General features: G+C 65.7%; 11 protein-coding genes. 9 read left to right on the plus strand and 2 right to left on the minus strand.

The window, feature by feature from the left end:
- Positions 1 to 162 precede the first annotated feature (162 nt).
- Together dsbG and NFH98_RS04360 are read right to left on the minus strand one after the other, a co-directional pair.
- Positions 163 to 966, minus strand: coding sequence for a thiol:disulfide interchange protein DsbG (gene dsbG, locus NFH98_RS04355; RefSeq protein WP_349622271.1), 804 nt, complete (start codon positions 964 to 966; stop codon positions 163 to 165).
- Positions 967 to 1,124: 158 nt separating this feature from the next.
- Positions 1,125 to 2,882, minus strand: a complete 1,758-nt coding sequence (locus NFH98_RS04360) for a sugar phosphorylase (RefSeq protein ID WP_045993088.1) — start codon at positions 2,880 to 2,882, stop codon at positions 1,125 to 1,127.
- Between the two features lie 193 nt (positions 2,883 to 3,075).
- Between NFH98_RS04360 and nrdR the strand changes: the two genes are divergently transcribed.
- The 9 genes from nrdR (at position 3,076) to lon (ending at position 12,592) form a co-directional block, all read left to right on the plus strand.
- Positions 3,076 to 3,561 carry a transcriptional regulator NrdR gene (gene nrdR, locus NFH98_RS04365; protein WP_045993087.1) on the plus strand — a complete coding sequence of 162 codons (486 nt, stop codon included), beginning with the start codon at positions 3,076 to 3,078 and terminating at the stop codon, positions 3,559 to 3,561.
- Positions 3,558 to 4,718 carry a bifunctional diaminohydroxyphosphoribosylaminopyrimidine deaminase/5-amino-6-(5-phosphoribosylamino)uracil reductase RibD gene (gene ribD / locus NFH98_RS04370; protein WP_349622272.1) on the plus strand — a complete coding sequence of 387 codons (1,161 nt, stop codon included), beginning with the start codon at positions 3,558 to 3,560 and terminating at the stop codon, positions 4,716 to 4,718. Before nrdR ends, ribD begins: the two co-directional genes overlap by 4 nt.
- Positions 4,719 to 4,931: 213 nt before the next feature.
- A complete protein-coding gene (gene ribBA, locus NFH98_RS04375; protein ID WP_108131394.1) occupies positions 4,932 to 6,077 on the plus strand; it encodes a bifunctional 3,4-dihydroxy-2-butanone-4-phosphate synthase/GTP cyclohydrolase II in 1,146 nt (381 codons plus the stop codon).
- A gap of 121 nt (positions 6,078 to 6,198) precedes the next feature.
- The gene (gene ribH / locus NFH98_RS04380) at positions 6,199 to 6,696 is read left to right on the plus strand and encodes a 6,7-dimethyl-8-ribityllumazine synthase (protein ID WP_045993084.1); all 498 of its coding nucleotides are present in this window, start codon (positions 6,199 to 6,201) and stop codon (positions 6,694 to 6,696) included.
- Positions 6,693 to 7,193, plus strand: coding sequence for a transcription antitermination factor NusB (nusB, locus tag NFH98_RS04385; RefSeq protein ID WP_045993083.1), 501 nt, complete (start codon positions 6,693 to 6,695; stop codon positions 7,191 to 7,193). Before ribH ends, nusB begins: the two co-directional genes overlap by 4 nt.
- 12 nt (positions 7,194 to 7,205) lie before the next feature.
- Entirely contained in the window at positions 7,206 to 8,165 is a 960-nt protein-coding gene (thiL, locus tag NFH98_RS04390; protein ID WP_349622273.1) for a thiamine-phosphate kinase, read from the plus strand.
- The gene (locus NFH98_RS04395) at positions 8,162 to 8,635 is read left to right on the plus strand and encodes a phosphatidylglycerophosphatase A family protein (RefSeq protein WP_045993081.1); all 474 of its coding nucleotides are present in this window, start codon (positions 8,162 to 8,164) and stop codon (positions 8,633 to 8,635) included. Before thiL ends, NFH98_RS04395 begins: the two co-directional genes overlap by 4 nt.
- A gap of 59 nt (positions 8,636 to 8,694) precedes the next feature.
- Positions 8,695 to 9,951: a DUF945 family protein gene (locus tag NFH98_RS04400; protein WP_349622274.1), complete on the plus strand. Its 1,257-nt coding sequence runs from the start codon at positions 8,695 to 8,697 to the stop codon at positions 9,949 to 9,951.
- A 193-nt stretch (positions 9,952 to 10,144) separates the two neighbouring features.
- Positions 10,145 to 12,592 carry an endopeptidase La gene (lon, locus tag NFH98_RS04405; RefSeq protein WP_045993079.1) on the plus strand — a complete coding sequence of 816 codons (2,448 nt, stop codon included), beginning with the start codon at positions 10,145 to 10,147 and terminating at the stop codon, positions 12,590 to 12,592.
- Positions 12,593 to 12,928 lie beyond the last annotated feature (336 nt).

Genomic DNA, 12,928 nt, shown 5'->3' on the forward strand with positions numbered 1-12,928 from the left:
GTAATACGGCGTTAAAAATCAGGTCAAAATGCTCATTTACACCACGTAAACTGCGCTTTCTCACCGATTTTTGCCTTGTCTAACCATCGCTCGTCGACTTTTCGTTTAAAGCCTAAATCGCGCTGGCACCAGGCCCTGGTGCCAGCGCCTTGATAAACCCAGTCAGTCGGGCTCCGGCCCCATGATGGTATGGAACAGTTCTTCGCTGGGCAGGCCTTGGCTCATCTCGAGCTTGCCATCGTTGCGATAGACGATGCCCGGGGTCGCCACCATGCCGAAGCTGCGAAACAGTTCATGGTTGCTCTGCAGGCGTTGCTCCAGGTCTCTGGGCAGTTGGCGCATGGGCTCAATCGGATCGCCGCTCTCATGGGCGCGGAGGGCGGCCTGAGGGTCGTCGGCGGCCAGCATCGTGACCGCCTGGCGCGGACTCTCGGGGTCGAGGATACCGACCATCACGTGGCGTAGCTGGACCTGGCCGCTTTCGACGAAGGGCCGGCTCTGCTGCCACAGGCGGGTGCAGTAGGGGCAGTTGGGATCGGTGAACACATAGACGATGCGCTCGGCGTCGGGATCGCCGTCGGCGATCCAGGCGCTGTCCTCAAGGCTCTGCCAGGTGGTCTCGTCCTGGGGGCCGCGTACCAGGCGCTCCAGCGGCGCCTCCGACAGATTGTTGGCGTCGGCGTCGATCAGATTGCCGACGATGGCGTGCTCGCCATCCTCGGTGACGAAGATGGTCATCGGCTGTCCGCGATGGCTGGCGGCGAAGCCGCTAAGCCCACCCGGCGCGTCGAATTCACCGTGCACCTCAAGGCCTTCCTCTTCCAGCGCCTCGATGGGGGCGGGGTGGCCCTCGGCCTCGACGCTGGACAGTGGCATCAGGCCGAAGGCCACCGCCGCCAGGGTCATGAAGGAACGCTGATGGCGGGGCAGGTCGGGCAGGCGGGGCAGTCGGGGGCGGCGGGGCATGTCGTTACTCTCCGGCATCTTGTAGGACGAATCCCGCGACAAGCGAGAATCACTCGCACTAGGACAGCAGCAAACGCCTTCGGTTCGACCGCTGACGTCGCCGGGCAGTGAAAGCGCCAGGGCCGCGCTGTTGTGCGATACACCGAGCGTGCGGCGACTTATCTGTCGGTGCGCACCAGCCACAGTGAACGATAGGGGGCCAGGGTGTCGACGGGCCGCCAGGCGCCTCCTTCCAGCAGGTCCTGCCAGCCGGACTGATCGAGACCGTCCAGTACCAGTGGCTGAGGCCGATCGGTGACGTTGTGAATGGCCAACAGTCGACGGCCATCGTCCAGGGGGCCGCGCTGGATCGCCAGCAGCTCCGGTGGTGTGGGGATGACCGTCTGGGCCGCATCGGGGTGGAAGCAGGGTTCCCTGCGACGGATCTCGAGACGGCGGGTGAGGGCGAAGAACACCTCGCGGGTCGGCGTGTGACGGCTGTCCAGCAGAGGTTCCAGCTCCTGGCGGTCCCAGCGCTTGCGATTGATCGAACGCAGGCGCCCGCTGCGTTCGACCCCGTCGTGGTCGTTCTGGGTGGCGGTCAGGCAGTGCAGGTAGACGCCGGGGATACCCTTCAGCACCAGCATCAGGTGCTGACTCAACAGGAAGCGCTCGACCTGCCACGGGTCGGGTCCGCGCCTGGTGCCGCTCATGGCATCGAACCAGGTGATATTGAGCTCGTAGGGGCTGTCGCTGCCGTCGGCCTGCCGGCGCATGCTGACGAAGCCACCGAAGCGCTGCATCAATGCGACCAGGGCGTCGATCTCGTGGCCTTCCAGCCAGCCTTCCAGCGGGCGCACGCCAATGCCATCGTGGCTGGCGGTGAAGTTCAGATAGCTGCAGCCGGCGGGGAGCTCGGGCAGGCTGTCGAGCCAGCGTGCCAGGGTGCCGGCCTCGCCACTGGTCAAGGTGTGCAGCAACAGAGGTGGCAGCGGGAACTGATAGACCAGGTGGGCCTCGTCGGGCGGCGTGTCCTGTCGCTCCAGGCCGAAGTAGCTGATGTTCTCGGCGTGGGGCACGTTGGTTTCGGTGATGATCAGGGTGCCGGGGGCGACGTGGTCGACCACCGCCCGCAACAGCCGCACCACCGCGTGGGTCTCGGGAAGATGGATACAGCGGGTGCCGGGGCGTTTCCACAGGAAGGCGACGGCGTCCAGCCGGACGATGCGGGCCCCCTGCTGCAGGTAGAACAGCAGGATGCCGACGAATTCGATCAAGACGTCGGGGTTGGCGAAGTTGAGGTCGATCTGGTCCTCGGAGAAGGTCGCCCACAGGTGACGAACGCCACGGCGGGTGCTGACGGGGACCAGTAACGGCGAGCTGCGCGGACGCACCACCTCGCTGAGATCGGTATCGGGGTCCATCTCGATGAAGTAGTCGCGCCCGGGCAGGTTGCCGCCGAGATAGTCGGCGAACCACAGTGATTCTCGCGAGACATGGTTGAGCACCAGGTCCACCATCAGATCATGGTGACTGGCCAGGCGCCGGATATCGCGCCAGTCGCCCAGTTTCGGGTCGACCTCGCGATAGTGGATCACCGAGAAGCCGTCGTCGCTGCTCCAGGGGAAGAAGGGCAGCACATGGACACCGCTGAAGACGGTCTTCAGGCGCTTGCTCAGGAACTCATCGAGTACCGCCAGGGGGGGCTTGTCGGCATCCAGCAGCGAGTCGCCATAGACGATCAGCCACTGGTCCTGCTCGCTCCACAGCGTCTGGCGTGCACCATGACGGTGCCTCAACCCGGCCCCCTGCGCTTCGATCAGGCGCAGCAGACGGCGCAGGACCTCTTCGCTGCGTGCACCATAGAGAGGCGCGAGCAGCTCTGCGGCACGCTGGCGAAAGTCGTCGGGTTCCAGGGGGGAGAGGTGGCTTGCCATGGTGTCCTCCGCAGGCGTGGGGGCGCCTTGCCCCGTGAGCGCTCGCCATTTCATTGACGGCTAGAAAGAAAGTATCAAGCACAGGGCGTGCCAACTCAGCTGAAATCGCGGATGACCTGGGCCATTGCGCTGGGCGGGGCAGGCCTCAGCCGTTACACTATGGCGACATATTTTTCCTGCCGGACTGTCCGCTATGCATTGCCCCTTCTGTGGCGCCCAAGAGACCCGAGTGACTGACTCCCGGCTGGTCGCCGAAGGTGATCAGGTGCGCCGACGGCGGCAGTGTGCTGGCTGCGGTGAGCGCTTCACCACCTACGAGACCGCTGAACTTATCATGCCACGGATCATCAAGGCCGATGGCTCGCGGGAGGTGTTCGACGAGATCAAGCTGCGGGCCGGCATGCTGCGGGCGCTGGAAAAACGCCCCGTCAGCGCCGAGTCGATCGAGGCGGCGGTGGAACGTATCCGCCAGAACCTGCGCGCACGGGGCGAGCGCGAGGTCCAGGCGCGGGTGGTCGGTGAAGAGGTGATGAATGCCCTGAAGCGCCTCGATCAGGTGGCCTATATCCGCTTTGCCTCAGTCTATCGACGGTTTCAGGATATCGACGAATTTCGCGCCGAGATCGACCGCCTGGCCCAGGAGCCGAGTTTCTCGCCCGACACCGGGGAGAGCACATGAATCCGACGGACATCACGGCAGGCCAGGATGAAGCCTGGATGGCCAGGGCATTGAAGCTGGCCGAACGCGGTCGCTACACCACCATGCCCAATCCGAGGGTCGGTTGCGTACTGGTCAAGCACGGCAAGCATCTGGCCGACGGCTACCATCAGCGCGCCGGGGAGCCCCACGCCGAGGTCCATGCACTCGAGGCTGCCGGTGAGCACGCCCGAGGCGCCACCGCTTACGTGACGCTGGAACCCTGCTCCCACCAGGGGCGCACAGGGCCTTGCTGCGATGCCTTGATCAAGGCCGGTGTCGCCAGGGTGGTGGTAGCCATGCAGGATCCCAATCCTCAGGTGGCGGGACGCGGTATCGCACGCCTGCGTGACGCCGGGGTCGAGGTAAGGCTCGGTTGCCTCGAGGCGGACGCCCAGGTATTGAACGCCGGCTTCGTGTCGCGCATGACCCGGGGGCGTCCACGGGTCAGCCTCAAGCTCGCCATGAGCCTCGACGGCCGTACCGCCATGGCCTCCGGCGAGTCCCAGTGGATCACCGGTGCCGAGGCTCGGCGTGACGTCCAGCGGCTGCGGGCTCAGAGCTGCGCCATCCTCACCGGGGTGGATTCGATCATCTTCGACAACTCGCGGCTGACGGTGCGTGCCGATCAGCTCGGGCTCGATGACGCAGAGGCCATCGCCCGACGCCAGCCGCTTAGGGTCGTGGTGGACTCGCGCCTGCGCATGCCGCTGGCCGCGGCCTGCCTGAGCGAGCCAGGGGAGACGCTGGTGGTCTGCGTCGAGGGCAGCGAATCCCCTCGCAGAGACGCGCTGATGCGCTCCGGCGCGCGGGTGCTGGAGATGCCTGCAGGCGACGACGGCCGCGTCGATCTTGGCGCGCTGCTCAAGTGGCTCGGTGACGAGGGCGGCTGCAACGAGCTGTTGGTGGAGACCGGCGCGACCCTGGCAGGTGCCTTGATGGATGCCTGTCTGGTGGACGAGTTGCGTCTTTACATGGCGCCGACCCTGCTCGGCTCCGACGCGCGCGGGCTGATGGCGTTGTCGGGCATCGAACGCATGGCCGAGCAGCGGCCTCTGGAAATTCTCGATATCCGTGCCCTCGGCAAGGACTGGCGTATTCTGGCGCGCCCGGCGCTGGCCGCCTGCGCCGAGCACTGACCCGACGAAAGTCACCGGGGCCCGGGATCGTAGTAGCGGGGCTTCATATAAGCGGCGCCCGACGCGGAGTCGCAGTGGCCGATCTTGATATAAGCGGCGCCCGACGCCCTGTCTGGTCTTTGTCTTTGACTGGCGCCCGACGCCGCGCCACGGTACCCTGACGCGGTTTCTGGCCGCCGTCGCGAGTGGCCATTTTAGATCCAGGGAGCATACATGTCGCAGTCTTCCAGCGGGGGCCTGGCCCCTATTGCCGAACTCGTCGAGGATATCCGCCAGGGCCGCATGGTGATCCTGATGGACGACGAGGATCGGGAAAACGAAGGTGACATCATCATGGCCGCCGAGAAGGTCGAGGCCTGGCACATCAACTTCATGGCGGTTCACGCCCGTGGTCTGATCTGCATGCCGATGACCCGGGAGCGCTGCGAACAGCTCAAGCTGCCGCTGATGGTGCAGGACAATGGCTCCGGTTTCGGTACCAAGTTCACCCTGTCCATCGAGGCCGCCGAAGGCGTCAGCACCGGCATCTCCGCTGCTGACCGCGCACGCACGGTGCAGGCCGCCAGCGCGCGCAATGCCAAGGCAGAAGACATCGTCCAGCCCGGCCACATCTTTCCGCTGATGGCCGAGCCCGGCGGCGTGCTCAGGCGCGCCGGCCACACCGAGGCGGCCTGCGATCTGGCCGCCCTGGCCGGTTGTGATCCCAGCGGTGTGATCTGCGAGATCATGAACGACGATGGCAGCATGGCCCGACGTCCTGAGCTCGAGCGCTTCGCCGAGACCCACGGGATCAAGATGGGCACCATCGCCGACCTGATCCACTACCGGATCCACAACGAGCAGACGGTAGAAGAGGTCGAGCGACTGCCGGTGACCACCGCCTACGGTGAGCTGACCGCCCACGTCTTTCTCGACCGCACCCACAAGGTGCACCACCTGGCGCTGGTGAAGGGCTCGCCGAGTCCGGACAGCGTGACCACGGTGCGGGTGCATCTGGCCAACGAGATGCGTGACCTGATGTGCCTGGTCAAGGGCGAGGACGCCTCCTGGCGCGCCCACCAGGCGCTGGAAGAGGTGGCGCGGGCCGAGCAGGGTGTCTTCGTGCTGCTCGATGACATGCGTCCGCATCAGGACCTCAACGATATGCTGCAGGTGTTCCTGGAGCGCCGCCGCACCGCTCGCGGCAGCGAGTCCGACGGCGCCGGCAACTACCTGACCATCGGAACCGGCTCCCAGATCCTGCGCGAGCTCGGTGTCGGCAGGATGCGTCTGCTGAGCTCACCGTGGAAGTTCTCCGCGCTGTCGGGTTTTGATCTCGAGGTGGTGGACATCGTCTCGCCAGGTGATATCAGCGGTTGATTCACGCCGGGCGAGGCAGTAATGCTGGCGTCCGGTGTTTCGGTTTTTACCAGGGGACAGGCCCTTTGACAGGGTCACCCCGACTACCGGCCCCAGGCCGGTACATTCAGGAAGATTCAAGATGCAACCTATTTCCCAAGTCGAAGGCAGCTTCGTCGACGTCCAGGGCCGCTACGTGATCGTCGTGGGCCGCTTCAATCACCATGTGGTAGATAGCCTGGTCGAGGGCGCGGTGGACAGCCTGGTGCGCCACGGGGTGGACATGGAGATGATCGACATCGTCCACGTCCCGGGCGCCTGGGAACTGCCGCTGGCGGTCAAGCGTGTGCTCGCGGTGGCGCGTCCCGACGCCGTGGTCGCGCTCGGCGCGGTCATTCGCGGCGGTACCCCGCACTTCGAGCACGTGGCCGGCGAGTGCAATTCCGCGCTGTCGCGGCTGCAGCTGGAGTTCGATACCCCGGTGGCCAACGGTGTGCTGACGGTCAACTCCATCGAGCAGGCCATCGAGCGGGCCGGCACCAAGGCCGGCAACAAGGGCGTCGAAGCCGCCATGGCCGCCATGGAGATGGTGTCGCTGCTGCGTCATTTTGGTGACGATGCCGAGGAGACCCCCGCATGAGCCGCGAACAGCGTGCGCCCAGCAAGGCCCAGCAGTCTCGCCGTGCGGCTCGCGAGCTGGCGGTGCAGGGACTTTATCAGTGGCAGATGACGGACAAGTCCATCACCGCGGTCGAGGCCGAATTTCGCAGCCAGGTGCCCGATGACGACCTGGAGGTGCACGAGAACTGGCTCAAGGTCATGGAAATCGCCGATCTGGCGCTGTTCCATGAGCTACTGCATAACGTCGCACGCTACCGCAAGGAGCTCGACGCCTCCATCTCGCCGCTGCTGGACCGCCGCCTCGAGGACATCGATCCGATCGAGCTGGCGATCCTGCGCCTTGGGGCCTACGAGCTGTCCAAGCGTCTGGAGGTCCCTTATCGGGCGGTGATCAACGAAGGGGTCGAGCTGGCCAAGTCCTTTGGCGCCACCGATGGCCACAAGTACATCAACAGCATTCTCGACAAGCTGGCCATCAAGCTCAGAAGCGCCGAGGTCAGTGCCCGTCGCCGCTGAAGGTCGCGCCTGATGTACGGAGAATTCGAACTCATCGAGCGCTGGCTGGCGCCCGCGACGGGCGAGCCCGGCAAGGCCTCCGGCGTTTCGCTCGGGGTGGGTGACGACGCCTGCCTGATGCGCCCGGCGCCAGGGCACGAACTGGTCGTCAGCGTCGACACGTCGGTGGAAGGGCAGCATTTTCCCGAAGACGCACCGCCGCAGGCGCTGGGGCATCGTGCCCTGGCGGTGAGCCTGAGTGATCTGGCCGCCATGGGCGCGCAGCCGCGCTGGTGTCTGATGGCGCTGACGTTGCCCGAGGTGGAAGAGCAGTGGGTGGCAAAGTTCGCCCAGGGCTTCCATGCTGTGTGCGACGAGGCGGACATGACCCTGGTCGGGGGCGACGTCACCCGGGGCCAGCGCGCCGTCAGCGTCACCGTGATGGGTGAGGTACCCACGGGCGAGGCGCTGCGTCGTGACGGTGCCCGTGCCGGCGACGTGCTGGCGGTCACCGGTGCGCTGGGTGGCGGTGCCGGGGGACTGGCGGCCTGGTACGAGGGTCAGCGAGATCTTGAGTCACCGCTGCTTGCCCGCTACCTGTTGCCCCAGGCGCGCTGGCAGGCGGGGCTGGCACTGCGGGGACTGGCCAACGCGGCCATCGACGTCTCCGACGGGTTGCTTGCCGACCTTGGCCACCTGCTGAAAGCCAGCGGTGTCGGGGCGCGTCTTGACGCCGAAGCGCTGCCTCTGGCCGAAGGGCTCGTAGAGGCCCTCGGCACCGAGGCGGCCCGAGAGGCCGCCCTGACCGGCGGCGACGACTACGAGCTGGTCGTGGCGCTGCCGTCTGCAGCGTTCGATCGGGCCCGCCTGGCACTGGCGGAACTGGGGCTCGCCTTCGTTGCCATCGGCCAGGTCACCGCGTCGCCGGGGATACAAGGGGTGAATGCCTCTTCGCTGCCGGGGTGGCAACATTTCCACGGAGGGACATCGTGAACAAAGCACCGGCTAGCGTGTGGCGTCGACCGACCCATTTCCTTGCCTTCGGGCTGGGCAGCGGGGCGGCGCCCTTTGCCCCGGGGACCTTCGGGACCCTGGCGGCCATTCCCTTCTACTGGCTGTTGTCCGAGCTGACCCTGGGCTGGTACCTGGTGATGATCGCCATCACCTTCGTCTGGGGTGTCTGGCTGTGCGACAAGACGTCCCGGGACCTCGGCGTGCACGACCACTCCGGTATCGTCTGGGACGAGTTTGTCGGCTACTGGCTGACCATGGCGGCGGTGCCCTTTTCGTGGGAAGCGGCGCTGTGGGGCTTCGTTGTCTTTCGCGTATTCGACGTGATCAAGCCCTGGCCCATCCGCTGGGCCGATCGTCGCGTCGCCGGCGGCTTCGGCATCATGGTCGATGATGTCATGGCCGGCGTTTACTCCTGGTGCACCATGCACTTGTGGTTCTGGCTACACTGAACAGCGTATCGTCACGCCGACGGGGGCAGGGAGGCTCCTCTCGGCAGAGAGGGCAAGGAATGCGCAAGGAACGATGGATCGTACCGGTGGTGGTGGTGCTGGCGCTGGCCTGGGCGGTTGCCCAATATCTCGCCGGTCTGCTGTTCGAGCGCGAACTGGAGAGGGCGCTTGCCGATCTCGAGGCGCGCGGTGACCTGCGAATCTCGCGTGACGACGTGGAGCAGGGCTGGCTGCGTTCCTCCGGCGTGTTGCATGTGGCTCCCCTGATCGGTCACGCCTGGCATCTTGCGATTCCCTATGAGGCACGCCACGGCGTACTCGATACCAGCGTCTTTGGCCGGCTCGATGTACACGTCGGCGACGCCGACCGGCGCCTGTTCGGTGATGCCATGCCGGCAAGCCCGCCCCGCTGGGAAGCCCACTACCGCACCCTGGGGGGCACCCTGCAGGGGGAGTTGCGGCTGGCACCATTTCTCATCAGTCAGTCGCCGTCCGGTGAAGCGCCTCGCTCGCTGCAATTCTCCGGCGGACGTATCGCCTTTGACGGAGTCTATGGCGACTGGCGCACCCAGGTGCTGCTCGAGGCGATCGAGTTGCGCGATGGAGACGCGGTGCTGGAAATCGGCCCGCTCCATCACGAAAGCCGTTACGCCTATACCCCCGGGGCCCTGCACTTCACCCAGCAGGACAAGCTGACCCTGGACGCCGTCAGTCTGCGTCACCCTCAGGTCAACCTGGATGGCACCGAACTGGTGCTCGAGGCCCGCACCCTGCTGGATGACAGCGAGCTGAGGCTGCAGAGCACCTTGACCATCGGTGAGGTGCGCTCCGGCGACGACATGCTGGTGGACGGCGAGGTCAGTCTGGAGCTGTCTCGCATCAACGCCGAGGCGCTGCGTTCGGTGGTGGCCCTGGCGCGTCACAAGACCGCGCTAGGCACCGTCTCGCTCGAGGACGCCGAGGCCTACTCGGCGATGGATCGCGCCCTGGCCCAGTTGCTCAAGGACTCTCCGCGTCTGGATCTGAAGGACGTGGATCTCGACAGCCCCATGCTGGGACTGAGTCTCAAGGGCGAGGGCGTGCTGGTGCTGGACCCCCGAGACCTTGCGTCGCTGAGCCTGCTGTCGCTGGATCGCCCCGAGATGCGTGAGCGCTTTCGCCAGCGCCTGGACGGAGACTTCGAATGGCGTGAGCCGCCGGCCGTGGTCGCGCTGTGGCTGGGGTTGCCGCTGGATACCTCGATGCTGGGCATCGACGTGGTCAAGGGGCGACTGCGGGTCAACGGACGTCCGCTACCACCGCTGCTGGGTGGTTGAGCGGACTCCGCTCACACCGTCAGAAGAGCCACCAGATTCCTGTCCCCTGAGTCCCTCCCGGCCGGGCCCGACAGCGTCCCCGATGGCGTCACTCTGCTGCTATCCTCCTGTCACGCCTTGAACTTGGTCGTGGTCGCCCGCATTGCTGATACCCAGACGGGCAAGACGCCCCCTACTTCAGGATGAGGACACCATGAGCGATGATCGCGATCCCCGGTCCGACGATCTGGACTGGATTCCCATGAGTGGCGACGCCGAAGACGGAACCGCGGACGGCCTGGCCGATGGCGAGCAGGTCCAGGGCCATGCGGTGATTCCTGCCAGCGCCTCGCTGCCGGAACGGCTTTACCTGTTGCCGATTCACAATCGTCCCTTCTTTCCCGCCCAGGTGCAGCCGCTGGTGATCAACCGCGAACGCTGGTCCGAGACCATCGAGCGGGTCGCCAATACGCCCCATGACACCGTCGGTCTCGCCTTCGTCGGAGAGGCCGGTGTCGAGGAGCTGTCCCACGAGGACTTTCCGACCATCGGCACCGCGGTCAAGGCCCACAAGCTGCAGGGCGAGGACAACCAGATCCAGTTCATCGCCCAGGGCGTGCGACGCTTCAAGATCGAGCGCTGGCTGTCGCGCACCCCGCCGTTTCTGGTCGAGGTGTCCTACCCTCGTGAGCCGGTGGACGCGGAGGAAGACGAGACCCGCGCCTACGCCATGGCGCTGATCAACGGCATCAAGGAACTGTTGCCGATCAATCCGCTGTACGGCGAGGAACTCAAGCACTACCTCAATCGCTTCAGTCCCCACGAGCCGGGCCCGTTGACCGACTTCGCCGCCGCCATCACCTCCGCCCAGGGGCAGGAGCTGCAGGACGTGCTCGCCACGCTGCCGGTGGTGCCGCGGATGCAGAAGGTGCTGCCGCTGCTGCGCAAGGAGATCGAGGTGGCGCAGCTGCAGAGCGAGATCAGCGAGCAGGTCAACGCCCAGATGCAGGAGCGTCAGCGCGAATTCTTCCTGCGCGAGCAGCTCAAGGTGATCCAGCGTGAGCTGGGCATCTCCAAGGACGACCGTGAAAACGACGTCGACACCTTCCGCGCGCGCCTCGAGGGCCGCGAGGTGCCCGAGCGGGTGCAGGAACGCATCGACGACGAGCTGGCCAAGCTGTCGGTGCTCGAGACCGGTTCGCCCGAATATGGCACCACCCGCAACTATCTGGACTGGCTGACGGCCATGCCCTGGGGCCAGCGCAGCCAGGACCAGCTGGACCTGGGCCATGCCAGACAGGTACTCGACCGCGACCATGACGGACTCACCGACGTCAAGGAGCGGATCGTCGAGTTCCTCGCAGAGGGCACCTTCAAGGGTGACGTGGGGGGCTCCATCGTGCTGCTGGTGGGACCACCAGGTGTCGGCAAGACCTCCATCGGTCGCTCCATCGCCGAGGCGCTCGGCCGTGAGTTCTATCGCTTCTCGGTGGGTGGCATGCGCGACGAGGCCGAGATCAAGGGCCACCGGCGCACCTACGTCGGCGCCATGCCCGGCAAGCTGGTCCAGGCGCTCAAGGAGGTCGAGGTCGAGAACCCGGTGATCATGCTCGACGAGATCGACAAGATGGGCCAGTCCTTCCAGGGCGATCCGGCCTCGGCCTTGCTCGAGGTGCTGGACCCGGAGCAGAACGTCGACTTCCTCGACCACTACCTGGACGTGCGTCTGGATCTGTCCAAGGTGCTGTTCGTGTGCACCGCCAATACCCTGGATTCCATCCCGCCGGCGTTGCTCGACCGTATGGAGCAGATTCGCCTGTCGGGCTATATCGCCGAAGAGAAGCAGGCCATCGCCAGGAACCACCTCTGGCCCAAGCTGCTCAAGCGCGACAACATCCCCAAAAAGCGTATCAATCTGACCGCCGCAGCCCTGCGCCAGGTGGTCGAGGGCTACGCCAGGGAGGCCGGTGTCAGGCAACTGGAGAAACAGCTGCACCGGATCGTGCGCAAGGCCGCCGTCAAGCTTCTGGAGAACGACCAGGCGACGGTCAAGGTCTCGCTCAAGAACCTCGAGGAATTCCTCGGCGCCCCACTGTTCCGCAAGGAAAAGGTGATGAAAGGGCAGGGCGTGGTCACCGGCCTGGCCTGGACCTCCATGGGCGGTGCCACCCTGTCCATCGAGGCCGGCAAGGTGCACGGGCTGGATCGCGGCTTCAAGCTCACAGGCCAATTGGGCGACGTGATGAAGGAGTCGGCTAACATCGCCTACAGCTATGTTCAGGGGCACCTGACCGAGTACGGCGCCGATGCCGGCTTCTTCGATGCCTCCTTTGTTCACCTGCACGTGCCGGAAGGCGCCACCCCCAAGGATGGCCCCTCGGCGGGGGTGACCATGACCACGGCGCTGCTGTCACTGGCGCGTCATCAGTCCATCGAGCGCAACCTGGCGATGACCGGGGAGCTTACGCTGACCGGACAGGTGCTGCCGGTGGGCGGGATCCGCGAGAAGGTCATCGCCGCGCGCCGCAGCGATATCTTCGAGGTGATCCTGCCCGAGGCCAATCGGCGCGACTATGACGAACTGCCGGAGTACCTCAAGGACGGCATGACCGTGCATTTCGCCAATCGGTACAAGGACGTCGCCAAGGTGGTGTTCGGCTAACGACGGCATGACGGTGCATTTCGCCGACCGCTCTCGTCGGCCACTGCAAGGACGTCGCCAAGGTGGTGTTCGGCTAACGGTCATATGACGGCGCATTTCGCCGACCGCTCTCGTCGGCCACTGCAGGGACGTCGCCAAGGTGGTGTTCGGCTAGCGGCAATATGACGGCGCATTTCGCCGACAGTGAGCCGGCAAGCCGTTCCGGATCGGGCCCGAGGCCGCATGACGCGGTTCTCGGGCCCGTGGCGTGATGGCCTGTGCAAGGCTAGTCAGTGCCGTCTGTGCGTGACAGAATCGACAGTCTGGACACGCGACACCGCCCGGTTGCCTTCTGCA

It is taken from the genome of Halomonas sp. H33-56 (assembly GCF_040147035.1).
GTDB lineage: Bacteria > Pseudomonadota > Gammaproteobacteria > Pseudomonadales > Halomonadaceae > Halomonas > Halomonas litopenaei.

Coding starts and splice junctions, on each gene's coding strand:
- NFH98_RS04400 (WP_349622274.1), top strand. CDS start 8,695: ATGCGCAAGGAACGATGGATCGTACCGGTGGTGGTGGTGCTGGCGCTG.
- NFH98_RS04360 (WP_045993088.1), bottom strand. CDS start 2,882: ATGGCAAGCCACCTCTCCCCCCTGGAACCCGACGACTTTCGCCAGCGT.
- ribH (WP_045993084.1), top strand. CDS start 6,199: ATGCAACCTATTTCCCAAGTCGAAGGCAGCTTCGTCGACGTCCAGGGC.
- nusB (WP_045993083.1), top strand. CDS start 6,693: ATGAGCCGCGAACAGCGTGCGCCCAGCAAGGCCCAGCAGTCTCGCCGT.
- nrdR (WP_045993087.1), top strand. CDS start 3,076: ATGCATTGCCCCTTCTGTGGCGCCCAAGAGACCCGAGTGACTGACTCC.
- lon (WP_045993079.1), top strand. CDS start 10,145: ATGAGCGATGATCGCGATCCCCGGTCCGACGATCTGGACTGGATTCCC.
- thiL (WP_349622273.1), top strand. CDS start 7,206: ATGTACGGAGAATTCGAACTCATCGAGCGCTGGCTGGCGCCCGCGACG.
- ribD (WP_349622272.1), top strand. CDS start 3,558: ATGAATCCGACGGACATCACGGCAGGCCAGGATGAAGCCTGGATGGCC.
- dsbG (WP_349622271.1), bottom strand. CDS start 966: ATGCCCCGCCGCCCCCGACTGCCCCGCCTGCCCGACCTGCCCCGCCAT.
- ribBA (WP_108131394.1), top strand. CDS start 4,932: ATGTCGCAGTCTTCCAGCGGGGGCCTGGCCCCTATTGCCGAACTCGTC.